Source organism: Demequina sediminis (assembly GCF_030296675.1).
Classification (GTDB): Bacteria; Actinomycetota; Actinomycetes; order Actinomycetales; family Demequinaceae; genus Demequina; species Demequina sediminis.
The window spans coordinates 559,921-584,028 of record NZ_AP027736.1; the positions used below are offsets into that span (position 1 = coordinate 559,921).

General features: G+C 68.8%; 18 protein-coding genes and 2 pseudogenes. 9 read left to right on the forward strand and 11 right to left on the reverse strand.

Annotation, left to right across the window (positions count from 1 at the left end):
• Window positions 1-215: 215 nt before the first annotated feature.
• From QUE44_RS02920 to nadA, 3 genes are all read right to left on the reverse strand, one after another.
• Window positions 216-1,223: an aldo/keto reductase family protein gene (locus tag QUE44_RS02920; RefSeq protein WP_286215767.1), complete on the reverse strand. Its 1,008-nt coding sequence runs from the start codon at window positions 1,221-1,223 to the stop codon at window positions 216-218.
• Between the two features lie 136 nt (window positions 1,224-1,359).
• Window positions 1,360-1,929 carry a DUF3043 domain-containing protein gene (locus tag QUE44_RS02925; protein WP_286215768.1) on the reverse strand — a complete coding sequence of 190 codons (570 nt, stop codon included), beginning with the start codon at window positions 1,927-1,929 and terminating at the stop codon, window positions 1,360-1,362.
• A gap of 42 nt (window positions 1,930-1,971) precedes the next feature.
• The gene (gene nadA / locus QUE44_RS02930; RefSeq protein WP_286215769.1) at window positions 1,972-3,177 is read right to left on the reverse strand and encodes a quinolinate synthase NadA; all 1,206 of its coding nucleotides are present in this window, start codon (window positions 3,175-3,177) and stop codon (window positions 1,972-1,974) included.
• Between the two features lie 39 nt (window positions 3,178-3,216).
• On the opposite strand from nadA, the gene QUE44_RS02935 reads away from it, so the two are divergent.
• Both QUE44_RS02935 and erpA read left to right on the forward strand, forming a co-directional pair.
• Window positions 3,217-4,197 carry a glycerate kinase gene (locus QUE44_RS02935; protein ID WP_286215770.1) on the forward strand — a complete coding sequence of 327 codons (981 nt, stop codon included), beginning with the start codon at window positions 3,217-3,219 and terminating at the stop codon, window positions 4,195-4,197.
• Window positions 4,198-4,321: 124 nt separating this feature from the next.
• Window positions 4,322-4,675 (forward strand): iron-sulfur cluster insertion protein ErpA, encoded by a 354-nt coding sequence (gene erpA / locus QUE44_RS02940; RefSeq protein ID WP_286215772.1) that lies wholly within the window; start codon window positions 4,322-4,324, stop codon window positions 4,673-4,675.
• Between the two features lie 110 nt (window positions 4,676-4,785).
• Here the strand turns inward: erpA and QUE44_RS02945 are convergent, their stop codons facing one another.
• The gene (locus QUE44_RS02945; protein WP_286215773.1) at window positions 4,786-5,919 is read right to left on the reverse strand and encodes a cysteine desulfurase family protein; all 1,134 of its coding nucleotides are present in this window, start codon (window positions 5,917-5,919) and stop codon (window positions 4,786-4,788) included.
• Window positions 5,920-5,951: 32 nt separating this feature from the next.
• Here QUE44_RS02945 and ctaC point away from each other — a divergent pair, with 32 nt between their 5' ends.
• The 4 genes and pseudogenes from ctaC (at window position 5,952) to QUE44_RS02965 (ending at window position 11,444) form a co-directional block, all read left to right on the forward strand.
• Window positions 5,952-6,827 (forward strand): aa3-type cytochrome oxidase subunit II, encoded by an 876-nt coding sequence (gene ctaC / locus QUE44_RS02950; RefSeq protein WP_286215774.1) that lies wholly within the window; start codon window positions 5,952-5,954, stop codon window positions 6,825-6,827.
• Window positions 6,827-8,538, forward strand: a pseudogene (gene ctaD, locus QUE44_RS02955) (aa3-type cytochrome oxidase subunit I). The gene ctaC and the pseudogene ctaD overlap by 1 nt, the downstream one beginning before the upstream one ends.
• A gap of 10 nt (window positions 8,539-8,548) precedes the next feature.
• On the forward strand, window positions 8,549-8,950 hold the full coding sequence (locus QUE44_RS02960; protein WP_286215776.1) for a cytochrome c oxidase subunit 4: 402 nt from the start codon (window positions 8,549-8,551) through the stop codon (window positions 8,948-8,950).
• 82 nt (window positions 8,951-9,032) lie between these two features.
• The gene (locus QUE44_RS02965; protein ID WP_286215778.1) at window positions 9,033-11,444 is read left to right on the forward strand and encodes an ATP-binding cassette domain-containing protein; all 2,412 of its coding nucleotides are present in this window, start codon (window positions 9,033-9,035) and stop codon (window positions 11,442-11,444) included.
• A gap of 185 nt (window positions 11,445-11,629) precedes the next feature.
• On the opposite strand, the gene QUE44_RS02970 is transcribed toward QUE44_RS02965, so the two are convergent.
• From QUE44_RS02970 to ctaE, 5 genes and pseudogenes are all read right to left on the reverse strand, one after another.
• The gene (locus tag QUE44_RS02970) at window positions 11,630-12,250 is read right to left on the reverse strand and encodes a superoxide dismutase (RefSeq protein WP_286215779.1); all 621 of its coding nucleotides are present in this window, start codon (window positions 12,248-12,250) and stop codon (window positions 11,630-11,632) included.
• 225 nt (window positions 12,251-12,475) lie between these two features.
• A complete protein-coding gene (gene qcrB, locus QUE44_RS02975) occupies window positions 12,476-14,098 on the reverse strand; it encodes a cytochrome bc1 complex cytochrome b subunit (protein ID WP_286215780.1) in 1,623 nt (540 codons plus the stop codon).
• A pseudogene (gene qcrA, locus QUE44_RS02980) lies at window positions 14,098-15,200 on the reverse strand (cytochrome bc1 complex Rieske iron-sulfur subunit). Before qcrA ends, qcrB begins: the two are co-directional and overlap by 1 nt.
• A complete protein-coding gene (gene qcrC / locus QUE44_RS02985; protein WP_286215781.1) occupies window positions 15,197-15,982 on the reverse strand; it encodes a cytochrome bc1 complex diheme cytochrome c subunit in 786 nt (261 codons plus the stop codon). The pseudogene qcrA and the gene qcrC overlap by 4 nt, the downstream one beginning before the upstream one ends.
• A 10-nt stretch (window positions 15,983-15,992) precedes the next feature.
• Window positions 15,993-16,622, reverse strand: a complete 630-nt coding sequence (gene ctaE / locus QUE44_RS02990; protein WP_286215782.1) for an aa3-type cytochrome oxidase subunit III — start codon at window positions 16,620-16,622, stop codon at window positions 15,993-15,995.
• A gap of 156 nt (window positions 16,623-16,778) precedes the next feature.
• Here ctaE and QUE44_RS02995 point away from each other — a divergent pair, with 156 nt between their 5' ends.
• From QUE44_RS02995 to QUE44_RS03005, 3 genes are all read left to right on the forward strand, one after another.
• Window positions 16,779-17,207, forward strand: a complete 429-nt coding sequence (locus tag QUE44_RS02995) for a response regulator (RefSeq protein ID WP_286215783.1) — start codon at window positions 16,779-16,781, stop codon at window positions 17,205-17,207.
• A 10-nt stretch (window positions 17,208-17,217) separates the two neighbouring features.
• Window positions 17,218-18,258, forward strand: a complete 1,041-nt coding sequence (trpD, locus tag QUE44_RS03000) for an anthranilate phosphoribosyltransferase (protein ID WP_286215784.1) — start codon at window positions 17,218-17,220, stop codon at window positions 18,256-18,258.
• 249 nt (window positions 18,259-18,507) lie between these two features.
• On the forward strand, window positions 18,508-22,155 hold the full coding sequence (locus QUE44_RS03005) for an endo-1,4-beta-xylanase (RefSeq protein ID WP_286215785.1): 3,648 nt from the start codon (window positions 18,508-18,510) through the stop codon (window positions 22,153-22,155).
• 67 nt (window positions 22,156-22,222) lie between these two features.
• Here the strand turns inward: QUE44_RS03005 and QUE44_RS03010 are convergent, their stop codons facing one another.
• Window positions 22,223-22,681: a hypothetical protein gene (locus tag QUE44_RS03010; protein ID WP_286215786.1), complete on the reverse strand. Its 459-nt coding sequence runs from the start codon at window positions 22,679-22,681 to the stop codon at window positions 22,223-22,225.
• On the reverse strand, window positions 22,618-23,943 hold the full coding sequence (locus tag QUE44_RS03015) for a DEDD exonuclease domain-containing protein (RefSeq protein WP_286215787.1): 1,326 nt from the start codon (window positions 23,941-23,943) through the stop codon (window positions 22,618-22,620). The genes QUE44_RS03010 and QUE44_RS03015 overlap by 64 nt, the downstream gene beginning before the upstream one ends.
• Between the last annotated feature and the right edge of the window lie 165 nt (window positions 23,944-24,108).

Sequence of the window (24,108 nt, forward strand, 5' to 3'; positions counted from 1 at the left end):
AGGAACGGCGCGAGCAGGCGGGAGAGCCGCTCGCCGGCATCGTCCCTGTTCCTCAGGCGCTCCACGCTTCCAGTGTGCGCCCGGGAACGCGCGGGCGCATTCGCGCGTTGGAACCGATGTACGCACCTGCCAGGCGTGCAAGCATTGTTTTCTCCTTTGATGCAGCGAAGGCCCCGGGATCACTCCCGGGGCCTTCGTGTGTGTCAGGGGTGCGGTTAGCGCGAGCGCGGACCCGCCTCGACCGTGCGGGCGGGGTCACGCTCGACCACGTCGCCCAGGACCTCGTCGATCCGCGTCATGAGCTCGGCGGGGATCTCGACGCCCGAGGCCTTGGCGTTGTCACGCACCTGCTCGGGACGGGACGCGCCGATGATCGCCGCCGCGACGTTGCTGTTCTGCAGCACCCACGCGATCGCCAGCTGCGCCATCGTGAGGCCCAGCTCGTCGGCGATCGGCCGGAGGTGCTGAACCCGGGTGAGGATGTCCTCACGCATGAAGCGCTCGATGAACTTCGCGCCCGACTTCTCGTCCGTCGCGCGTGAGCCGGCGGGCGGGGCCTGGCCCGGCTTGTACTTGCCGGTGAGGATGCCCTGGGCGACGGGCGACCACACGATCTGCGAGACTCCCACCTCGCGCGAGGCGGGCACCACCTCGTCCTCGATGACACGCCACAGCATCGAGTACTGCGGCTGCGAGGACACGAACGGGATGCGCAGTTCCTTGGCGAGAGCCGCGCCGGCTCTGATTTGATCTGCCGTCCACTCGCTCACGCCGATGTAGTGCACCTTGCCCGAGTGGACCAGGTCCGCGAACGCGCTCATGGTCTCCTCGAGGGGAGTGTCGTAGTCGTAGCGGTGCGCCTGGTAGAGATCCACGTAGTCCGTCTGCAGGCGACGCAGCGAGCCGTGGATCGACTCCATGATGTGCTTGCGGGACAGGCCCATGTCGTTCGCGCCGCCCGGCCCGGTCGGCCAGAAGACCTTGGTGAAGATCTCGAGGCTCTCGCGGCGCTCGCCCTTGAGGGCCTCGCCGAGCACCTCCTCGGCCGCCGTGTTGGCGTAGACGTCCGCAGTGTCGAAGGACGTGATGCCCACGTCGAGCGCGGCGCGCACGCAGGCGGTCGCCTGCGCGTTCTCGACCTGCGAGGCGTGCGTGATCCAGTTGCCGTAGGTGAGTTCGGTGATCTTGAGGCCGGAGTTGCCCAGGTATCGATAGTTGACCATGTGTCGACGATATTGCCGGTGGCGGGTGCCTCGCCCGCTCATCACGTCGATTCGGCTCGACGCGAACGTGGGAATGCGCGCGCGCCGCGGCCGCGAGGCGCGCCCTCCCGTGGGGGAGGACGATGCCCGCGCCGGGTCAGACCGGGTACTCGCCCCTCGCGACACGCGGCTTGGGCGCGCGGAAGCGGCGGATGTTGAGCGCTCGCGCGATCACGTAGAAGGTCCAGGCGCGCGGCAGCTTGGTGGCGCCGAACTTCGCGACGAACCGCTTCTTCATGCGACGGATCATGAGCCACGTGTCGATCGCGACCGCGAGCACCAGCATGTAGAAGATCGCGATGAGCAGCAGGCCCGCCACGGAGTTGCCAGGGATCGCCAGCGACGCGATGACGAACACGATCGACAGCGGCAGCAGGAACTCGCCGGGGGAGGTGCGGGCGTCGACGTAGTCGCGCAGCCACCGTCGCTCGGGACCGCGGTGCTCGAGCGGCATGTTCCGCTCGTCGCCCTCGCGCATCGCCTGGAACTCCTTCTCGCGCTGGAGGCGCTGCTTCTCGCGCTGGTCGCGGCGCGCGGTCTTGGAGTCGGCGATGACCGGGCGACGTCGCGCGGCTTCCTGCTCCTTGCGCTTGGGCGTGGGGCGGTTCTTCTTGCCGGGTGTCTCGATGCCGGGCGCGTCGGGCTCGGGCGTGGTGTGGTCGCTCATGGTGGTGACGGGGACGTGCGTCCCCGCTGTCTCTCCCTTGTGTCAGTCCTTGGCGGGGTTCAGCGCGGGTAGCGCAAGCATGCGGTCGAGGGCGATCTTGGCGAGGCGCTGGGTCTCGTCATCGACCACGATCCGGTTGGGCACCTCGCCCGCGACCAGCGACTCGAGCGCCCACACCAGGTGAGGGAGGTCGATCCGGTTCATGGTCGAGCAGAAGCACACCGTGTCCTCGAGGAAGTGCACGTCCTTGTCGGCGTGGGCGTTCGCGAGGCGGCGCACCAGGTTGAGCTCCGTGCCGATCACCCACGCGGAGCCGGGCTCGGCGGCGTCGAGCGTCTTGATGATGTACTCGGTCGATCCGACGTAGTCCGCCGCGGTCACGACATCGTGCGCGCACTCGGGGTGCACGAGCACGTTGACGCCGGGCACCTTGGCGCGGATCGCGTCGACGTTCTCCTTGCGGAAGCGGCCGTGCACGCTGCAGTGACCCTTCCACAGGATCATGCGGGCGGCCTCGATCGCCTCGGGGGTGTTGCCGCCGAGAGGCTTGCGCGGATCCCACACGATGCAGTCGTCGAGCGAGAGCCCCAGCTGCAGGACCGCGGTGTTACGTCCCAGGTGCTGGTCGGGCATGAAGAGGACCTTGCCGTCGCCCTCGACGCCGCCCACCTTGTCGAAGGCCCAGCGCAGCGCGACCTCGGCGTTCGACGACGTGCAGACCACCCCGCCGTGCTCGCCGCAGAAGGCCTTGATGGCCGCGGTCGAGTTCATGTAGGTCACCGGCACCGTCCGGGAGGCGATGCCTGCCTCCTCCAACTGTGCCCAGGCATCGTCCACCTGGTTGATGTTCGCCATGTCGGCCATCGAACAGCCGGCCGCCATGTCGGGCAGCACGACGGCCTGGGAGTCCGACGTGAGGATGTCCGCGCTCTCGGCCATGAAGTGCACACCGCAGAACACGATGAACTCCGCCTCGGGACGCGCGGCGGCATCGCGCGCGAGCTTGAACGAGTCGCCCGTCACGTCCGCGAACTGGATGACCTCGTCGCGCTGGTAGTGGTGGCCCAGGATGAAGACGCGGTCACCCAGCGCCTCCTTCGCGGCGCGCGCACGCGCGACTAGGTCGGGGTCCGATGCGGGCGGCAGGTCGCCGGGACAGTCGACGCCCCGCTCCGACAGGGGATCGCGTCGCTCACCCAGGAGCAGCAGCGCGGGGGACAGCGAGGGCTCGTGGAACGTCTGGGTCATTCGCACATTGTCGCATGACGCAGCGGGCACACTGGTGGGATGCGTGTTGCCGTCGCCGCCCAGAGTTGGCCCCTGTCCGACACCGAATCCCTCACCCCCGAGCGCACCGCCGCGGTCGCGCGCGAGGCCTGGACCCAGGCCGCCGGACACGTCGCGCTTGACGTGCGCGCGGTCCCTGACGGCGGACCGCTCACGGGCGACGCGCTCACCGGGGAGCGGTGGAGCGTCGGAGGCGCGATCGCCCGCCGCGTGAGGGGTGCCGTGGTGCTGGCTCCCGCGCGCGGCACGCGATGGGAGCCGGGCGCGCTGTCCTCGGCATTGCTGGGACTCGCCGCCGCGGGGGAGAGCGCGCGGGTCGTCGTGCCCGTGGGCGACGAGCCTCCCGCAGGCGACGCGGTCGACCTGTGGGGCGGCGGCCTCGCCGCGGCGCGTGCCGCAGTGGCCGGTCTCGACATCGTCGCGCTCGTGGGTGCGGACCGGCCCTTGCTCGGATTCCGCGGCATGAGTGCCGCGGTGAGGGAGGGGCGCGAGGCCGATGCCGCGCTCGCCCTGGCCGCGCAGGCACAGGAGGAGCGGTGGGCGGCTATCGCACGTGAGGCGGACGCGGTCGCATCGCGCAAGGTCCTGATGGGCGTGGGACGGCTGTCGGACGAGCCGGGTGCGGGAGCGGCGGGCGGCCTCGCCTACGCGCTGGCGGCCCTGGGTGCGCGGCTCGTGCCGGGATCGCGCGCGGTGGCGGAGATGGTGGGCCTGAACGATGCCGCTGAGGAGGCCGATCTGGTGGTCGCCGTGGTCGCTCGGCTGCGGGCGGCCGACCTCGACCACGGCGCCGCCGCCGCGGCGGCGTGGCTCGCGGGCAGGCGGGGCGCCCCGTGTGTGGTCGCCACCGGTCACCTGGGTGTCGGCAGACGCGACCTCATGGCAGGAGGGATCGCCGGCGCGCACGAGGGCGAGCGTGGTGAGGAGGGCCTGGCGGCCCAGGTGCGCCGGCTCGCGCACACCTGGACGCCCGCGCGCTAGCCCGACCTCGACTGTCCGCGCGTGGCGTCACGAAGATGACGCATCCACACATCGCGCGTCGGGGTTCGGAATATCCCTCTCGCGGCGTACGCTTATCAAGACACCCGAGAGAGAGGAGGCGTCTATGACTGATCTCGCAACCGAGACCACGTCCCACGGCGTCGTCATCACCGATGCCGCGGCGGCGAAGGTCAGGAGCCTGCTTGAGCAGGAGGGCCGCGACGACCTCAAGCTGCGCCTCGCGGTGCAGCCCGGAGGCTGTTCCGGCCTCATCTACCAGCTCTATTTCGATGAGCGCACGCTTGACGGAGACGCGGTTCGCGACTTCGACGGCGTGGGGGTCGTGGTCGACAAGATGTCGGTCCCGTACCTCGATGGCGCGACGATTGACTTCTCAGACACCATCGAGAAGCAGGGTTTCACGATTGACAACCCGAACGCCGCGAGTTCCTGCGCTTGCGGAGACTCCTTCAGCTGATCCCCAGGGATACCAGCACCGACGGGCGGTGAGGCTACGGCCTCGCCGCCCGTTGTGGTGTCTCTGGGGTCACGTGTTGTCTGAGGGGTCGGACGAGGCGCGACGCGACGTCAGGACAGCGCGGGCGCTCCTGCCTCGGCACGGAGGTCGCCGATCACGCGCGGCAACACCTCGAGAAGGCGCGTGACGTCATCGTCCGACACGCCGGGGTGGAGACCAAGCCGCACGTTGCCGTGTCCGCGCGCGCCGATCTTCTCGAGCACACGGCTGGGCTCGAGGGAGCTCGTGGTGCAGGCCGATCCAGACCCGACCGCGATGCCGTGGCGATCGAGCCGCGTGAGCAGCGCCTCTCCGTCCACGTAGAGGCACGAGAGCGTGGCGATGTGGGGGAGGCGGTGGTCGGGGTCGCCGACCACCGTGACGCCTGGCCACGAGGCGGCCTCGAGGCGCACTCGCTCGATGAGCGCGTGCAGGCGCGGGCCGGTCTGGGCGAGGTGCTCGCGCCGTTCCTGGAGGGCGACCGCAGCGGCGAGAGCGGCGGGCACGCTCACGCCGCCCGGCGCCCAGTCGCCGCCCTCGGGCCACACGGGGAGCCAGCGGGTGCGCGGGCGGAGCGCGACGACTCCCACCCCGGCCGGGCCGCCCCAGTCCGCGGGATTCGCGACGAGCGCGTCCCACGCCTCGGGTGCCTCCCCATGACCGATGCTCGCCGTCGCGTCCACGACGAGCGGCACGCCGGCAGCCGTCGTGACCTCCGCGACGTCGCCCAGGCGCTGGACCGTGCCGATCTCGTGGTTGCCGTGCTGGACGGCGGCGAGCGCGACGTCGGGCACGTCGAGAGCCTCGCGCAGGTGTTCGAGGACGACGTGGCCCGCGCCGTCGACCTCGACGAGCGTGAGCCCGCCGCCCGAGACGTAGTCGGCGGAGTGGAGGGTCGCGTCGCGTTCGATCGCGGTCGCCACCACCCGGTCGCGACCGCGGCGCGCGGCGTAGATGCCCGCCATGACGCGTTCGAGGCCGATCGCAAAGGTCGGAGCGAAGTGCGTGTGCTCGGGGCGAGCGCCCAGTGATTCGGCGATGGCCTCTCGCGCACCGTCGAGCAGTTGACGCGCCCGGCGCGCCTCCGCGTGGAGTCTTGCGGGGTCCGCCCATCCGTCCGCGAGACCCGCCTGGAACGCCTCGAGCGTGCGGTTCGTCAAAGGAGCGGAACCCGAGGCGTCGAGGAACATGCGCGCAACCTGCATGCCTTCACGGTACAGCGCGCTAGACTGCCCGTGTGTCCCTCCTTTCACGTCCCCGCGTGCCCGGAAAAGCCCTGGCAGGCATCGCTGTCGTAGGACTCACGTCCCTCCTGGCAGGATGCGCCAACGGCATCGAGAATGGCGCGCTGCCCAGCTCCCCTGACATCACCAACCAGACGGGTCGCATCATCACCCTCTGGAACGGCTCCTGGATCGCCGCCCTGACGGTCGGCGTGATCACCTGGGGGCTGATCCTGTGGGCCGTCGTGGTCTATCGCAAGCGCAAGGGCGACACCAAGCTGCCCGTGCAGACCAGGGCGAACATTCCGCTGGAGCTGATGTACACGATCGTCCCTCTGCTGATGATCGGCGTGCTGTTCAAGTACACCGCCGAGGACATCTGGGCGATCAAGGACACGTCGGCGACTCCCGACATCCACATCAACGTGGTGGGTAAGCAGTGGAGCTGGGACTTCAACTACGTCGACGACGACGTGTACGACCCGGGTGTGCAGGCTGCCCTCACGGGCGAGGAGGGCGTCGAGGCGACCCTCCCCACGCTGTACCTGCCGGTGGACGAGCGCGTCGAGTTCACGATCGACTCGCGCGACGTCATCCACTCGTTCTGGATCCCCGCGTTCCTCTACAAGATCGACGCCGTGCCAGGGCGCACCAACACCTTCCAGGTCATTCCTCAGGAAGAGGGGATCTACCAGGGTAAGTGTGCCGAGCTCTGCGGCGAGTACCACGCTTCGATGCTCTTCAACGTGGCCGTCGTCTCGCGCGCCGAGTATGACGCCCGCATGGAGGAGCTGCGCAACGAGGGCTACACCGGGCAGATCGGCGTCGACGACTACAGCCGCGATCAGGTGGTTCAGCTCACCGAGACCCACGAGGAGGCCGCGTCCTGATGGCTACCGTCCCCCACGAGGCAGGCGACGACCGCCGCACCGTGACGCTCCCGACCGCGCCCGCGCGCTCCGGCTCGATCGTGGTGAAGTGGATCACCTCCACCGACCACAAGACCATCGGGTACATGTACCTGATCACGTCGTTCTTCTTCTTCATCGTGGGTGGACTGCTCGCGCTGCTCATCCGTGCCGAGCTCTTCGAGCCGGGCATCCAGGTGGTGCAGTCCGCGGAGCAGTACAACCAGTTGTTCACGATGCACGGCACGATCATGCTGCTGCTGTTCGCGACACCGCTGTTCGCGGGCTTCGCGAACTTCATCATGCCGTTGCAGATCGGCGCGCCCGACGTGGCGTTCCCGCGTCTCAACATGCTCGCGTACTGGCTCTACCTCTTTGGCGGAGTCATCGCGATGGCGGGCTTCTTCACGCCTCAGGGCGCGGCCTCGTTCGGCTGGTTCGCGTATGCGCCGCTGTCGAACGCGGTGTACTCGCCCGGCGTGGGTGGCAACCTGTGGGTCTTCGGCCTGGCGCTCGGTGGCTTCGGCACGATCCTCGGCTCGGTCAACTTCATCACGACGATCGTCACGATGCGCGCGCCCGGCATGACGATGTTCCGCATGCCGATCTTCACGTGGAACATCCTCGTGACGTCGATGCTCGTGCTGCTCGCCTTCCCGCCGCTCGCCTCGGCGCTCTTCGCGCTCGGCTCGGACCGCGTGCTCGACTCTCAAGTCTTCAATCCGGACAACGGGGGAGCGATCCTCTGGCAGCACCTCTTCTGGTTCTTTGGCCATCCAGAGGTGTACATCATCGCGCTGCCCTTCTTCGGCATCGTCTCCGAGATCCTGCCGGTCTTCTCGCGCAAGCCGCTGTTCGGCTACCACGGCCTCGTCTACGCGACCATCGCGATCGCCGCGCTGTCGGTGACGGTGTGGGCGCACCACATGTACGTGACCGGCGCCGTGTTGCTGCCGTTCTTCGCGTTCATGACGATGCTCATCGCGGTGCCCACCGGCGTGAAGTTCTTCAACTGGATCGGCACGATGTGGCGAGGAAGCTCACCTTCGAGACGCCGATGCTGTGGTCGATCGGCTTCCTCGTGACCTTCCTCTTCGGTGGTCTCACGGGAGTCATCCTGAGCTCGCCGGTCCTGGACTTCCCGCTCTCCGACTCGTACTTTGTGGTCGCGCACTTCCACTACGTGGTGTTCGGCACGGTCGTGTTCGCGATGTTCGCCGGCTTCTACTTCTGGTGGCCCAAGTTCACGGGCAAGATGCTCAACGAGCGACTGGGCAAGATCCACTTCTGGCTGCTGTTCTTCGGCTTCCACATGACCTTCCTGGTCCAGCACTGGCTGGGCGCTCGGGGCATGGCGCGGCGCTACGTCGACTACATGCCCGAGGACGGCTTCACCTGGATGAACCAGCTATCCACCGTGGGCGCGGTGCTCACCGCGATCTCGACGCTGCCCTTCCTGTGGAACGTGTACATCACCTCGCGCCGCGCGCCAAAGGTCACGGTCAACGACCCGTGGGGCTTCGGCAACTCGCTCGAGTGGGCGACCTCGTGCCCGCCGCCGCGTCACAACTTCACGTCCATCCCGCGCATCCGCTCGGAGCGTCCCGCGTTCGATCTGCACCACCCGGGAGCCGCCGCGCGCGATCACTACCAGGCGGAGCGTGACAACACCGATCACGCGCCCGTCGCGTAAGGAGAGACCGATGCGCATCGAAGCCAATCTCTTCAACATCCCCGTCGCGTTCTTCCTGGTGGCGGGCACCGTCTACGGCTACTTCACCGACTGGTCCGAGTGGGTGGGCTTCCTCGCCATCTACCTCACCGGCGCGATGTTTCTCATGGTCGGCGTGTACTTCAAGATGCTCGAGAAGCGCCACGGTCAGCGTGCCGAGGACCGCGAGGACGCCGAGATCTCGGAGGACGCCGGCGAGCAGGGCGTCTTCGCCCCCTGGAGCTGGTGGCCGCTCGTGTGCGGCCTCGGTGCCGCGCTGGCGTTCACGGCCATGGCCGTGGGCTGGTGGATCATGGTTCCGGCCGCCATCGTCGGCGTGATCGGACTCGTCGGCTGGGTGTTCGAGTTCTCGCGCGGGCAGCACGCGCACTGAGCGACCGCGCGCGACAGCGGCCCGTCCCCGTGAGGGGGCGGGCCGCTTCGCTGTCTCCCCAAGGGGGCAGGCACCGGGCACAATGGTGAGCGCCGCATCGTCCCCACCGACGGGAGCAACCGTGACGTCCTCGCCCGCCCATGCCGCCGATTCTCACGACCTCATCCGCGTGGAAGGCGCGCGCGAGAACAACCTCAAGGACGTGACGCTCACGCTGCCGAAGCGGCGTCTCACGGTCTTCACGGGGGTGTCGGGATCGGGCAAGAGCTCGCTCGTGTTCGAGACCATCGCGGCGGAGTCGCGGCGCATGATCAACGAGACCTATAGCTCGTTCATTCAGGGCTTCATGCCCAGCCAGTCGCGCCCGGACGTCGACGTGCTCGAGGGGCTCACGACCGCGATCATCGTCGACCAGGAGCCCATGGGGGCGAACGTCCGCTCGACCGTGGGCACCGCGACGGACGTCCACGCGATGCTGCGCATCCTCTTCTCGCGTCTAGGTGACCCGCACGTGGGCCCGCCGCAGGCGTTCAGTTTCAATGTGGCGTCCTCCTCCGGCTCGGGGTCGGCCACCGTGACCCGCACGGACGGCTCGACCGCGCGCGAACATCGCGAGTACTCCGTGACGGGCGGGATGTGCGTGCGGTGCGAGGGCACGGGCCGCATCAGCGAGCTCGACATCACCCAGATTGTGGACGGTGCGAGGTCGCTCGCGCAGGGGGCCATCACTATCCCGGGCTACACCGCCGACGGTTGGGCCGTGCGGATGTACACCGAGTCGGGGTTCCTGGATGCGCACAAGCCGGTGGGGGAGTACTCGGCGCGGGAGCGCGACGCGCTGCTCTACAAGGAGGCCACCAAGGTCAAGATCGCTGGCATCAACATGACCTATGAGGGGCTCATCCCCAAGCTGCAGAAGTCGGTGCTGTCGAAGGACCCCGAGGCGATGCAGCCGCACATCCGTGCGTTCGTCGACCGCGCGGTGACCTTCGCGACGTGCCCGGACTGTGGCGGCACGCGACTCAGCGAGCGGGCGCGGTCCTCGCGTATCCGCGGGGCGTCGATCGCCGACCTCGCAGCGATGCAGATCTCCGACCTCGCCGAGTGGATGAGTGACCTCGACGAGCCGTCCGTGGCTCCGCTGGTGAGCGCGCTGCGCTCGACCCTCGAGTCGTTCGTCGAGATCGGGCTGGGCTACCTGTCGCTCGACCGCGCGGCGGGCACGCTGTCGGGAGGCGAGGCTCAGCGCACCAAGATGATTCGTCATCTCGGCTCCGCGCTGACCGACATCACCTATGTGTTCGACGAGCCCACGGTGGGGCTCCACCCGCACGACATCCAGCGGATGAACGGGCTGCTGCTGCGGCTGCGTGACAAGGGCAACACCGTGCTCGTGGTCGAGCACAAGCCCGAGGCGATCGCGATCGCGGACCACGTGGTCGACCTGGGACCCGGCGCGGGGACCGCGGGAGGCACCGTGTGCTTCGAGGGCAGCGTCGCAGCCCTGCGCGCCTCCGACACGCTCACGGGCAGGCACCTCGGGTACCGCGCGGCGCTCAAGGACGCGGTGCGGACCGCGGCGGGCGCGCTGTCCATTCGGGGTGCCTCGCTCAACAACCTGCGCGACGTGGACGTCGACATCCCGCTGGGTGTGCTGACGGTCGTGACGGGGGTGGCCGGCTCGGGGAAGAGCTCGCTCATCCATGGCGCGCTGCCGGCCGACTCCGGCGTGGTGACGGTCGACCAGCGGCCCATCCGCGGCTCGCGGCGCTCGAACCCCGCGACGTACACCGGCGTGCTCGATCCCATTCGCAAGGCCTTTGCGAAGGCCAACGGGGTCAAGCCCGCGCTGTTCAGCGCCAACTCGGAGGGGGCGTGTCCCGTGTGCAAGGGTGCGGGGCTCATCTACACCGAGCTGGGTGTGATGGAGACCGTCGCGAGCGTGTGCGAGGCCTGCGAGGGGCGTAGGTTCAGCGAGGACGTGCTCGAGTACCGTCTCGCGGGCCTCTCGATTGCCGACGTCCTCGAGATGCCGGTGGAGGAGGCGCACGCGCTGTTCGCGGCGGGAGAAGCGAAGAACCCGGCGGCTGCGAAGGTGCTGGGCCACCTGGTCGAGGTCGGGCTGGGATACCTCGCGCTCGGCCAGCCACTCACGACGCTTTCGGGAGGCGAGCGACAGCGCCTCAAGCTCGCGACCCACATGGCCGAGTCGGGCGGCGTCTACGTGCTCGACGAGCCGACCACCGGTCTGCATCTCGCGGACGTCGCGCAGCTGCTCGCGCTGCTCGACCGGTTGGTCGACGGGGGCAAGTCGGTCATCGTGATCGAGCACCACCAGGCGGTGATGGCGCACGCCGACTGGATCATCGACCTGGGGCCGGGCGCCGGCCACGACGGCGGGCGCGTGGTCTTCGAGGGGACGCCCGCCGCGTTGGTCGAGGCGCGATCGACGCTGACGGGGGAGCACCTGGCGCGGTACGTCGGGATCGCGTGAGCGGCGACGCTGAGCGTCCCATGGCGCGCTGAGACCTTCGAGAAACGACCATGGCCGTCCCATAGCGTGCAGGGGTGGGGAAAGGCGGCGTGGGGAAAGGCGGCGTGGGGAAAGGGCGGGGCCCGCAGACCACAAAGGGCGGCCTCCGAACCCGGAGACCGCCCTTCTGAAGGCCGTGGGTGAACCTAGGAGACGATGAGCCCCTGCGTCGCGGACGCGGTGGCGAAGCGCTGCTGGACGTTCGCCCAGTCGACCACGTTCCACCAGGCGTTGACGTAGTCGGCCTTGACGTTCTTGTACTGCAGGTAGAACGCGTGCTCCCACATGTCGAGCATGAGCAGCGGGATGAGGCCGACCGGGACGTTGCCCTGCTGGTCGTAGAGCTGGACGATCAGCAGCTTCTTGCCGATCGTGTCCCACGCGAGGATCGACCAGCCGGAGCCCATGATGGTCATCGCGTTGTTGGTGAAGTGGGCGCGGAAACCGTCGAACGAGCCGAAGTGCTCGTCGATTGCCGCCGCCAGCTCGCCCGTGGGCTTGTCGCCGCCGTCCGGGGACATGTTGGTCCAGAACACGGAGTGGTTGGTGTGACCGCCCAGGTTGAAGGCGAGCGCCTTCTCGAGGCCCGCGATCGCGCCGAAGTCGCCCGACTCGCGCGCGGCCGCCATCTTCTCGAGCGCGGTGTTGGCTCCGGCGACATAGGCCGCGTGGTGCTTGCTGTGGTGGAGCTCCATGATCTGGCCCGCGATGTGCGGGTCGAGTGCTCCGTAGTCGTAGCTGAGGTCCGGCAGCGTGTAGTCGGCCATTCTTCCTCCAAGGTGGGGCCGCGGCGCCGCGACGGCGGCACGGCCGGGTTTCCGGGAACGCTCCGAGCCTAGCGAGACGCACGTCTCGGAGCGAAGTGGGACACCCGAGACAACCTCGGTGGAGGCACGGGCATTCCGGTCCCTGCCAGGAATTCCGGCACGGGCCGGAGACGCCGTCAGGGGCGCCCGGCCGATGCCGGACGCCCCTGACGGGATCGCGTGGTGCTAGTGGTGCGCGTGCGAGGCCGACTCGAGCTCCTCGGGCGTGACGGGGGAGACCCGGTGCTCGAAGTAGAAGCGCGACAGGCGCTGCTTAAAGCGATCCCAGCGGTATCCCTTGCGGCGCACGCCTCGCTCGTTGTACTCGGGAGCGATCTCGAGCGGAGCGATGTCGTCGTACGACACGAGGATCCAGCGCTCGTGCTCGGTGAGCGGCTCGTGGACCTCGATGTACTCGCCGTGCTCGTGGCGGACGATGCGCCCGGTCTCCTTGCCATGGAGCACCAGCTCGCGATCCTTGCGCTGGAGACCGAAGCAGATGCGTCGCGTGATGAGGAACCCGAGCACTGGCAGCACGAAGATGCCGACGCGGAGGAACAGCGTGAGGTCGTTGAGCGACAGGTGGAACAGCGTCGCAATGATGTCGTTCGCGCCCTCGAGCACGAGGATCACGTAGAAGATGATGAGCGCGACGCCCAGGCCGGTGCGGACGGGCACGTTGCGCGGGCGGTCGAGCACGTGCTTCTCGCCGCGGTCACCCGTGGCCCACGCCTCGATCCACGGGTAGAACGCCAGGAAGCCGAAGAACAGGCCGGGAACGATCACCGCGGGGATGAGGATGTTCCACGACAGCGTGTAGCCCCACAGCTCCCACTCCATGGGGATGACGTCGAAGAGCCAGCCCGGCATGAGGCGCAGCGCACCGTCGACGAACAGGATGTACCAGTCGGGCTGCGTTCCCGCCGAGACGGGGGAGGGATCGTACGGTCCGTAGTTCCACACCGGGTTGATGGTGAACACCGCGGCCACGAGCGCGATCACGCCGAAGACCACGAAGAAGAATCCACCGGCCTTCGCGGTGTACACGGGGAACAGCGGCAGGCCCACGACGTTCTTGTGGGTGCGGCCGGGGCCCGGGTACTGGGTGTGCTTGTGCAGGAACACCAGGAACAGGTGAAGCGCGATCAGCCCCAGGATCAGGCCGGGCACCAGCAGGATGTGCATGGTGAACAGGCGGGGGATGATGATCTCGCCGGGGAACTCGCCGCCAAAGATCCAGTACGAGATGTACTCGCCCAGGATCGGAATCGAGCGCGTGACGCCCTCGATGATGCGCAGGCCGTTGCCGGAGAGGACATCGTCGGGAAGCGAGTAGCCGGAGAAGCCGGCCGCGAGCGACAGGATCATCAGGGTGAAGCCCACGAGCCAGTTGAGCTCGCGCGGCTTGCGGAAGGCCCCCGTGAAGAACACGCGCGCCATGTGGGTGACGATTGCCGCCGTGAAGAGCAGCGCTGCCCAGTGGTGGATCTGGCGCATGAGCAGGCCACCGGGTACCTCGAAGGACATGTGGAGCGTCGAGGCGAAGGCCTCGGACATCTCCACGCCCTGCATGGTCTCGAGCGGGCCGTCATAGGTCACGAAGCCCATCGACGGCACGAAGAACGCGGTGAGGAACACACCCGAGATCAGCAGCACGATGAACGAGTACAGCGCGATCTCACCCAGCATGAAGGACCAGTGGTCGGGGAAGACCTTGCGCGCAATGAACTTGACGAACGAGCCGATCGAGGTGCGCTCGTCGACCCAGTTGGCGGTGCCGGATGCGGCGGAATCGAGACGCGCGCCCATTAGTGGCTGCTCCCCTCGGACGAGTCGTTCAGACCGTCGGACGTGTGCTTGAGGCGCGTCCAGTAGGACGGACCGATCGGCTCGTGGAAGTCGCTCTGCGCGACGATGTAACCCTCGTCGTCGACCGCAATCGGAAGCTGCGGAAGGGGACGCTTGGCGGGACCGAAGACCACCTTGGCGCCGTCGGCCACGTCGAAGGTCGACTGGTGGCACGGGCACAGCAGGTGGTGCGTCTGCTGCTCGTACAGCGCCACGGGGCAGCCGACGTGCGTGCAGATCTTCGAGTACGCGACGATGCCGTCGAACGACCAGTCCTCGCGTCCGGGCTGGATCTTGAGGTCGCGCGGGTCGAGGCGGACCAGCAGCACGACGGCCTTGGCCTTCTCCTCGATGCGGTGGTGCTCAAGCTCGTTGAGCCCATCGGGGATCACGTGGAACGCCGAGCCGATGGTGACGTCCGAGGCCTTGATGAGGGTGCCGTCGGGGTCACGCGCGAGGCGCGTGCCCTTGCGCCACATCGTGTGCGCGAACTTCTTGGTGTTCCAGTCGCCACCCATGTTGCCGATTTGCGGGAACAGCACGGCGAGGGTGCGAGCGCGATCGCGCCCACCAGCGAGCCGACGAGCACCGGGCGGCGCTTCACGCCGCCGATTCCCGAGTCCTCGACACCGTCCTTGAGGTTCTGGACGGCGCCCTCGCGGGCCTCCTCGGAGGATCGCAGCTCGTGGCGCTCCTCGACCATCTCGTGGTCGCGCATGAGGGTCTTGGCCCAGTGCACGGCGCCCAGGCCGATTCCGATCATCGCGAGGAAGAGACCCAGTCCGATCATCATGTTGACGAATCGGATCGAGGCGATCTCCTCGGTCATGTCGAGAGCGAGGTAGGAGCCGATCGCGATGATCGTGCCCAGAATCGACAGCCCGAAGAGGGCGGCGACCTGACGCTCGGCGCGCTTGTCGGCCTTGGGGTCGACGTCCGCGCGACGCGGGCGGTGGTAGGGAAGGCCGGGATCGGTGAACATCTCCGGGGTCTGTTCGTCGGCCTGTGCCGCGGTCGAGGAGTCGGCCGAGTCGTGACCGACGGGCTGGTCTGCGGTGCTCATGAAGAACGGGCTCCGATCCACACGGTGCTGGCGATGATCAGTCCGAGGGCGACGAGCCACCCCCACATGCCCTCGGCCACGGGGCCGATGGTGCCGAGGCGCAGGCCGCCAGGCGAACCCTCGTCCTGGGCCTTGAGGAAGGCGATGATGTCGCGCTTGCCCTCGGAGGTGATGTTCGCGTCGTTGAACACGGGCATCGACTGCGGTCCCGTGAGCATGGCCTCATAGATGTGCGTGGGGGTGGTCTCCCACAGGTTGGGGGCGTACTTGCCCTGCGTCAGGGCGCCGCCTCCACCGACCGAGCCGTGGCACATCGCGCAGTTGGTGCGGAACAGCTCCATGCCCTTGGCGGGGTCACCCAGCGCGGGGTCGACCTGCTCGGCCGTCGGGATTCCGGGGCCGGCGCCGAGCGAGGCGACGAAGGCCGCGAGCTGCGAGATCTCCTCGGCGGAGAACTGGGGGCGCTTGGCGGGGGCCTGGGGCCCCGAGGCCTGCATGGGCATGCGGCCGGTGCCCACCTGGAAGTCGACCGCGGCGGCGCCGACGCCCACGAGGGACGGCGCGACGCCGTCCTGGCCCTCGGCGCCCAGTCCGTGGCACGAGGCGCAGTTGGCGGCGAAGAGCTTCTCACCCTCGGCGACGTCGTCGGCGGTGGCGGTGGTGGCCTCGGCTGACGATGCCGTCGAGACGGCGGCGGCCACTCCGGCGATGAGGGCGAGCAGCAGGAGAACAAGGACCACCGGGGCGGCCCGGTGGTAGCGGTGTCGTGCGAGCGCGTGCATCGGCTGTCCCTTACTGAATCAGGTAGATCGCCGCGAACAGCGCGATCCACACGACATCGACGAAGTGCCAGTAGTACGAGACCACGATGGTCGTCGTGGCCTCGTGCGTGCCGAACTTCTTGGCGGCGAACGAGCGTCCCAGCACGAAGAGCATCGCGAGCAGTCCACCGATCACGTGGAGGCCGTGGAAGCCCGTGGTGAGGTAGAAGACGGAGCCGTAGGGGCTCGACGAGATCGTCAGGCCCTCGGACACCAGCACGGCGTACTCGTACACCTGGCCGCCGACGAAGACGGAGCCCATGATGAAGGTGAGCACAAACCACTCGTGCATTCCCCAGGTCTTCACCTGCCACAGGCTTCCGGTGCGGCGGCGCTGATAGCGCTCGGCCGCGAAGACGCCGGCCTGGGCGGTGAACGACGACAGCACCAGGATCACGGTGTTGGCGGTCGCGAAGGGGACGTTGAGCAGCTCGGTGGCCTCGGCCCAGACCTCGGGTACCTGAGCGCGAAGCGTGAAGTACATCGCGAACAGACCCGCGAAGAACATCAGCTCGGAGCTCAGCCACACGATGGTGCCGACGGCAACCTGATTGGGCCGGGTCGCGTGAATGGGCGACGGCGCAGTCGTGGCGTGGGACATAGGTCCCATTAAAGCGCACGGAGCACGCGCTTCACACACGCGAAACGCTCGCGAGGTCCGACGGGTTCCCCGTGCCGGGACCTCCGCCGCACGTGGCGACGCTCCGGGGCCGTGGGCAGGGGATCGTGCCCGCCCGGTCATGCCAGAATGGGCGCCATGAGCGACGTGGTGAAGCACGAGTCTGGCGACGTCTCCGTCCGCCCGGCCCGGATCCTCTTGTACAGCGACGACCGCAACGTGCGCGAGAAGGTGCGTTTCGCCGTCGGGCCCACCACCCACGGCCGGCCCATCGAGTGGGTCGAGGCGGCGACGCACGCCGCGGTCACCGCTCAGCTCGACTCGACGACGTTCGACCTCGTGATCCTCGACGGCGAGGCCGCGAAGGTGGGCGGCATGGGAATCGCCCGCCAGATGCGTCACGAGCTGTATGTGTGCCCGCCGATTCTGCTGCTCGTGGGACGGCCCGGTGACGCGTGGCTCGCGACGTGGTCCGAGGCCGATGCCGCGGTCGCGCACCCACTCGACCCGTTCGCGGTGCGCGACGCCGTCGACGCATTCTTCGTCCCCGCCGACGCGGACGCCTGAGGCACACGCGATGCCGACGCTGCAGGACCTCCTCGCGCGCCTGGTCGAGCATGAGGACCTGACGTCGGAGGAGACCGCCGCCGTGATGGATTCGGTGCTCACCGACTCCGCCTCGCCGGTGGCGATGGGTGCCTTCCTCGCCGCGCTGCGCGTCAAGCGCGAGACGGCGGCCGAGGTCGCGGGGCTCGCGGAGGCGATGCTCGCGCACGCGATCCGCTTCGAGGTGCCGGGACGCACGGTCGACATCGTGGGCACCGGCGGCGACGGTGCGCACACGGTCAACATTTCGACGATGGCGTCGATCGTGATCGCGGGTGCGGGTCCCACGGTCGTGAAGCACGGCAACCGCGCGGCGACCTCGCGGTCGGGCTCGGCCGATGTCCTGGGTGCGCTCGGTGTCAGGCTCGACCTGCCTGTTGAGCGCGTCAAGGAGCTCGCGACCGAGGTCGGCATCACGTTCTGTTTCGCCCAGGTCTTCCACCCGTCGATGCGCTTCGCGATGCCCATCCGCAAGGAGTTGGGGATCCCGACCACGTTCAACATCCTGGGCCCGCTGACCAACCCGGCACAGCCTCAGGCCACGGCCATCGGGTCGTCGTCCCTGCGCGTGTCTCCCGTCCTGGCGGGCGTGATCGCGTCGCAGGGGCGCGAGGCGCTCGTCTTCCACGGCGACGATGGCCTCGACGAGCTCGCGCCCACGGGCGCGGCCACGGTGTGGGAGGTGCGCGGGTCAGGGGTGACGGAGCTCCGGCTCGACCCGATCGCCGACCTCGGCCTCGCACCCATCACGATCGGCGATCTGCGCGGCGGTGACGCCGACGAGAACGCCGTGGTCGTGCGCAGCGTGCTCGCGGGAGACGCGGGAGCGGTGCGAGACACGGTCCTCCTCAACGCCGCCGCCGGGCTGGTCGCGGACGCCACCCTCGAGGGAACCGCCAGTGGAACGCTCGTCGAGCGTTTCACCGCGGGGCTCGCACACGCGGCGCGCTCGATCGACTCGGGCGCGGCGGCCGACGTCCTGGATCGCTGGGTCGTCGCCACCCAGTCCTGACGCGCCGCCGTCGTGGCGACCCCTCGACATGCGGACCTACCAGGATTAACGTTCACATCGCGCGGATGTGCCGCGCGAAACGTTGCGATGTTGCCGGCTCCCCGTCACATGCTTGACGCCCGCCGCGGTCGGGGGATAGCGTCAGCGACATCGTTATCGATAACGATATCGATGTAAGACCGCCGTCCCCTCCGCGCGCAAGGAAGCTCGGCCCAGGGGGACGGCGACCCGTCGCGTAAAGGAGCGCACGTGCATCGTCTTCATGCCATCCGACCATCCGCCGCGATAGCGGCCCTCTCCCTCTTGGTGACCCTCGCCGTGACAGCGTCGCCGCTGTCCGTGGCGCAGGCGGCCACCACCACCGTGTCCTCCGTCGACTTCGAGGACGGCACCACCGGAACGTGGACGCAGTCCGGCGGTGACGGCTCGACCCTCTCGGTGATCGACGACGACACCAAGGTGGCGTCGATCGCCCGCACGGCCGACTACGTGGGCCTCGAGAGCCCCACGGGCATCTTCGAGCCCGACACGACCTACACGCTGTCGATGCGCATGCGTCTCGCCGAGGGCACGCCTGGCACGACCTCGGCTCGGTTCGTGATGAAGCCCGACTACACCTGGATCGGCAACACCTCTGGAGTGTCCGCGGAGGCATGGACGACCGTGACGGGCCAGTTCACGGTTCCCGCGGGTGCGGATCCAGCGACGCTGAGCGCCTACATCGGCACCGGCAATCTCTCCGGCGGCGCGACCGCATACACGTACCTTGTCGACGACATCCTCGTCACCACGACGGAGGACACCGGCGACGGGATCACCGTGGTGCTGTCGACCGGCTTCGAGGACGGCCTCGATGGCTGGATCGCGCGTGAGGTCGAGGCCGGCAGCCACAGCGTGGCGACGACCACCGACGACGCCCACGAGGGCGTGCAGTCGGCGGCGGTGACCGCGCGCACGAGCCAGGGCTCGGGAATCGGCTTCCCGATCACGGACGAGCTCACCGCTGGGGTCACGTACGACGTCACCGCGTGGGTGAGGTTCGGCGAGGGTCAAACGACCGACGACATCGTCCTCTCGCTTGCCCGCACCACGGACGGCACGACGTCCTACGACAACCTGCTCACCTTCACCGGCGTCTCCAACTCCGGGTGGACCGAGGTCTCGGGGAGCTTCACGCCCTCGAGCTTCGACACCGCCCTGCTCTACTTCGAGACGGCCTGGGACGGAGGGGCGACGGGCAACACGTCGGACTTCTACGTCGATGACATCGAGGTCCGCACGGCGGCTCCGGCCCTGATCCAGGACCTCACGCCGATCAAGGACACCGTCCCGTTCCCGATGGGTGTCGCGATCGACAGCCGCGAGACCGTGGGTGCGTCCGCCGAGCTCACGCTCCGTCACTTCGGCCAGATCACGGCCGAGAACTACATGAAGCCGGAGGCCTGGTACAACGCCGCGGGCGAGTGGTCCCCGAACGCATCCGAGATCGGCGCGGTCATGGACTTCGCGCGAGACAACGGCCTGGACGTCTACGGACACGTGCTCGTGTGGCACAGCCAGACCCCTGCGTTCTTCTTCCAGCACGAGGACGGCACGCCGCTGACCACCTCGGAGGAGGACAAGCAGATCCTGCGCGACCGCATGCGCGAGCACATCTTCAACGTGGCCGAGTACCTCTCGACCGGGTGGGGAGAGTTCGGTGGCGACAACCCGGTGACCGCGTTCGACGTGGTCAACGAGGTCATCGATGACAGCGCCGCGTACGCGGACGGCATGCGCCGCTCGGAGTGGTACCGGATCCTGGGCGAGGAGTTTGTCGACCTGGCCTTCCAGTACGCCGACGAGGCGTTCAACGAGACCTATGCGGACGCGTCCGCTGACCGTCCCGTGACGCTGTTCATCAACGACTACAACACCGAGCAGGCGGGCAAGCGTGGACGCTACCTGGCGCTGATCGACCGTCTCCTCGACCGCGGCGCGCCCGTGGATGGAATCGGCCACCAGTTCCACGTCAGCCTCGCGATGCCGGTCGAGAACCTCGAGCAGGCGATTGTCGACGCCTCGGAGCTGGGCCTCATCCAGGCCGTCACCGAGTTCGACGTGACCACCGGCGTTCCGGAGTCGCAGGCCAAGTTCATCGACCAGGGCTACTACTTCCGGGACGCGTTCGACGTGTTCAGGGCGTACGCCAGCGAGATGTTCTCGGTCACCGTGTGGGGTCTCATCGACTCCCGCTCGTGGCGGGACTCGAGTGGCGGACCGCTCGTATTCGACGATGCCCTGCAGGCCAAGTACGCCTACTACGGCATCGTGGAGCCCGACGGTTCCGAGGAGCCGCTGCCTCCGCGATCCCGGACGGCCAACGTGTTCGCCGGCGCCGTGGCGCTCGATGACTCGGCGACGTCCTCGCCGGAGTGGGACCGCCTGCCCCTGCACAGCCTTGGCTCGGCCGGCGCCTTCCAGCTCCGGTGGAGCGAGGACGCCCTCACCGCCTACGTGACGGTGGACGATGCCGTGGCCGAGGCCGCGGATGGGGTCGAGATCGAGGTCGGTTCCGCCACCTACGCGGTGGGTCGTGACGGCACGGGCGACGCGCCCGCGGTGGTCACCGAGCGTGGCGACGGCTACGACATCGTGGTCGAGGTCCCGCTCGATGGGGCCGCGATCAACGACACCCTGCAGGCCGACGTCCGCGTGGTGGACGGCAGCGAGGTGTCCGGATGGAACACGCCGGGCGCCCTCGGCACGCTCACGCTGGTCGAGGAGCTCTCGTTCGCTTCGATCCCCGAGGCGGGCGACGCGCCGGTCATCGACGGCGAGCGCGACGCGGCGTGGGACGGCGCGGCCGTCCTCACCACGGACAAGGAGGTGTCGGGCACCGGAGGTGCGATCGGCACGTTCCACACGCTGTGGCGTGACCAGACCCTGTACATGTACGCGGAGATCGCGGACCCGGTGGTGGATGTCACCGGTTCCGACCCGTGGATCCAGGACTCGGTCGAGATCTACCTCGACGCGGGCAACGCCAAGAACGGCGCGTACCGGTACGACGACACGCAGATTCGCATCAACGCGGAGAACGTCGTGTCGTTCGGCACGGGCGACGAGACGTTCCAGGCCAACCGAGTCGACTCCGCGACGAGCATCGTCGACGGCGGCTACGTGGTCGAGGTTGCGATCTCGCTCCTCGAGTACGGCGGCGAGGGCACGTTCCACGGCCTCGACGTGCAGGTGAACGATGCCGCGGCCGGGGCTCGCCAGGCGATCCGCAACTGGGCGGACCCGACCGGCGCCGGCTACCAGTCGACCGCCCGCTGGGGTGTCGCCGAGCTCGTGCCGGCGGGCATGCCCTTCTCCGATGTCGACGAGTCCCTCGAGCACTATGAGGCGATTCAGTGGATGTGGGAGAACGGTCTCACGACGGGCTTCTCGGACGGCACCTTCCGTCCGTACGCCCCGATCGGCCGCGACGCGATCGCCGCGTTCCTCTACCGCCTCGAGGCCCCCGAGGGCTACGAGGCACCCACGACCCCGGTGTTCTCCGACGTGACTCCCACGAGCACGGAGTTCTACACCGAGATCAGCTGGATGGGGGAGAGCGGCATCTCGCAGGGATTCTCCGACGGCACCTACCGTCCCCTGAGTCGCACCTCTCGCGACGCGATGGCGGCGTTCCTCTACCGTCTCGCCGAGGTCGACGGGTATGAGGCGCCGGCGACGCCGCTGTTCAGCGACGTCACCGCGTCCGGCTCGGAGTTCTACACCGAGATCAGCTGGCTCGCGGAGGCAGGCATCAGCACCGGCTGGTCGGACGGCACGTTCCGGCCGCTGCGGCCGGTGACGCGCGACGCCTTCGCGGCATTCCTCTACCGCTACATGGAAGGAGGCGATTCCTGAACTGACTTCTCCTCCTTAAGACGGCGCGCCGCCATCCCCACCGCCTGGGGGTGGCGGCGCGCTTCCGTCACGTGCGGCGCAGGACGCCCGTCACGGTCCGGTCCGCGCGCCGCGCGTCGACCCAGCGTGCGTGACGGCCCGCGCCGTCGACGGGGCTCGACCACTCGCCGTCGACGTAGAGCAGGCGCGTGCCGGGGGTCTCGATCCACCGCGACACGAGCTCGCGCTCCTCGACCAGGACCGGTGAGTCGACACCGAGGTCGGACGTCAGGGCGCGAAGGCGGTCTGCCGCCTCCCACACGCCGGCCCGCACGCGCTCCGAACCCACGAGCGCTCCACGGCGCACGGCGACCACGTCCCACCATTCGCCGTCGGGGCGCACCGCGACGATCGAACACCGCGCGAGCGAGCCGAGCCGCTGCGCGCGCATCGCGCCGTCGACCACCGCGCTCACCCCGTCCCTCAGCTCGGCCGCGCGCTCGTAGTCAAGGCCGGCGGCATGATCGGCAATCTGGCGCTCGACCACCGAGACCACGGTCGTGGGGTCCCTCTCGAGGGCTTCGCGAGCCGCGCGGGCCGTGGCGTCGTAGCCCGAGTCGGCCCCCGCACGCACGGGGCGGCGCAGGCGCCGAGGTCCTTGAGCAGGCACGCGCGCGCGGAGGCGCGCGGGGTGATCGGCAGCCTCGTGGTGCAGGTCCGCACGCCGATCGCCCCTTGCAGCACCTCGATCGCCAGGCGTGCGTCGGTGGCGGATCTCATGGGCCCGAGCGCTCCTGACGGCCCCTCGACCCCGCGTGTCACGCTCAGCCGCGGGTAGCGCTCCTCGGTGAGTCGCACCCACGAGGTGCGCTCGGGTCGCGCCGATCGCCGGTTGTAGCGGGGCCGATGCTCGGCGATGAGTCGCACCTCGCGCACGTTCGCCTCGAGTTCGGTCGCGCAGACGATCGTGTCGACGCCGACCGCGAGCTCGAGCATGTCGCGCACCGAGCGGCGCTGTTCTCCCGTGGTGAAGTAGGACTTGACGCGTGCGCGCAGGTTCTTGGAGGTGCCCACGTAGAGGCGCTCGCCGCGCGGCCCGCGGAAGGTGTAGACGCCGGGCTTGCTGGGCACCGCCGCCGCCATCGCCGACTTCTTGCGGATGCGCTCGGGCATCGGATTGCGCAGCGACTCGAGGTCCTCGCGGTGCGTGATGCCGAACGCGGCCACCCGCTCGAGCATCCTGTGCAGGATCTCCGAGGTCGCTCGCGCGTCCTCGAGGGCCCTGTGGTTGGGCTCGACGGCGGTGCCGAACACGCGCGCCAGCGTCGACAGCTTCTTATTGGGCGCCTCTTCCTTGGTGGTCGCGCGGCGGGCGAGCGTCACGGTGTCGACCACCTGGTTGCCCGGCCACCGGTATCCGTGCGCGCGGCACGCGGCGCGCAGGAAGCCGGTGTCGAACGGGGCATTGTGGGCCACGAGCACCGCGTCCCCGAGGAACTCGAGGAACGCGGGAAGGACGGCCTCGATGCGCGGGGCCGCGCTCACCATGACATCCGTGATGCCGGTGAGCGCCACGATCATGGGCGGAATGGGCGCACCCGGATCGACGAGAGTCTGGAACTCGCCGATCACCTCACCGCCGCGCGTCTTGACCGCGCCGATCTCGGTGATCGCGGCGGCTCCGGGCGACGTGCCGGTGGTCTCGAGGTCGACCACCACGAAGGTGGTCTGCGACAGGGGCTCGCCGATGTCCTCGAAGGACCGCTGCGTGGGCAACAGCTCCTCGATCGAGGCGGGGGGCGACGTCATGCGATGACGGTACGTCAGCGCTCAGACATCACCGCGCATCGTCCTCTCACCAGGCCGTACAGCGTGATGTCAGACCCTCTCCCTAGCGTGGCAAGCACGGTGACCGCATGGTCTCCGCCGGAGCTGCGCACGAGCGCCACGCACCGGCACGAGGTGAAGGGAGTG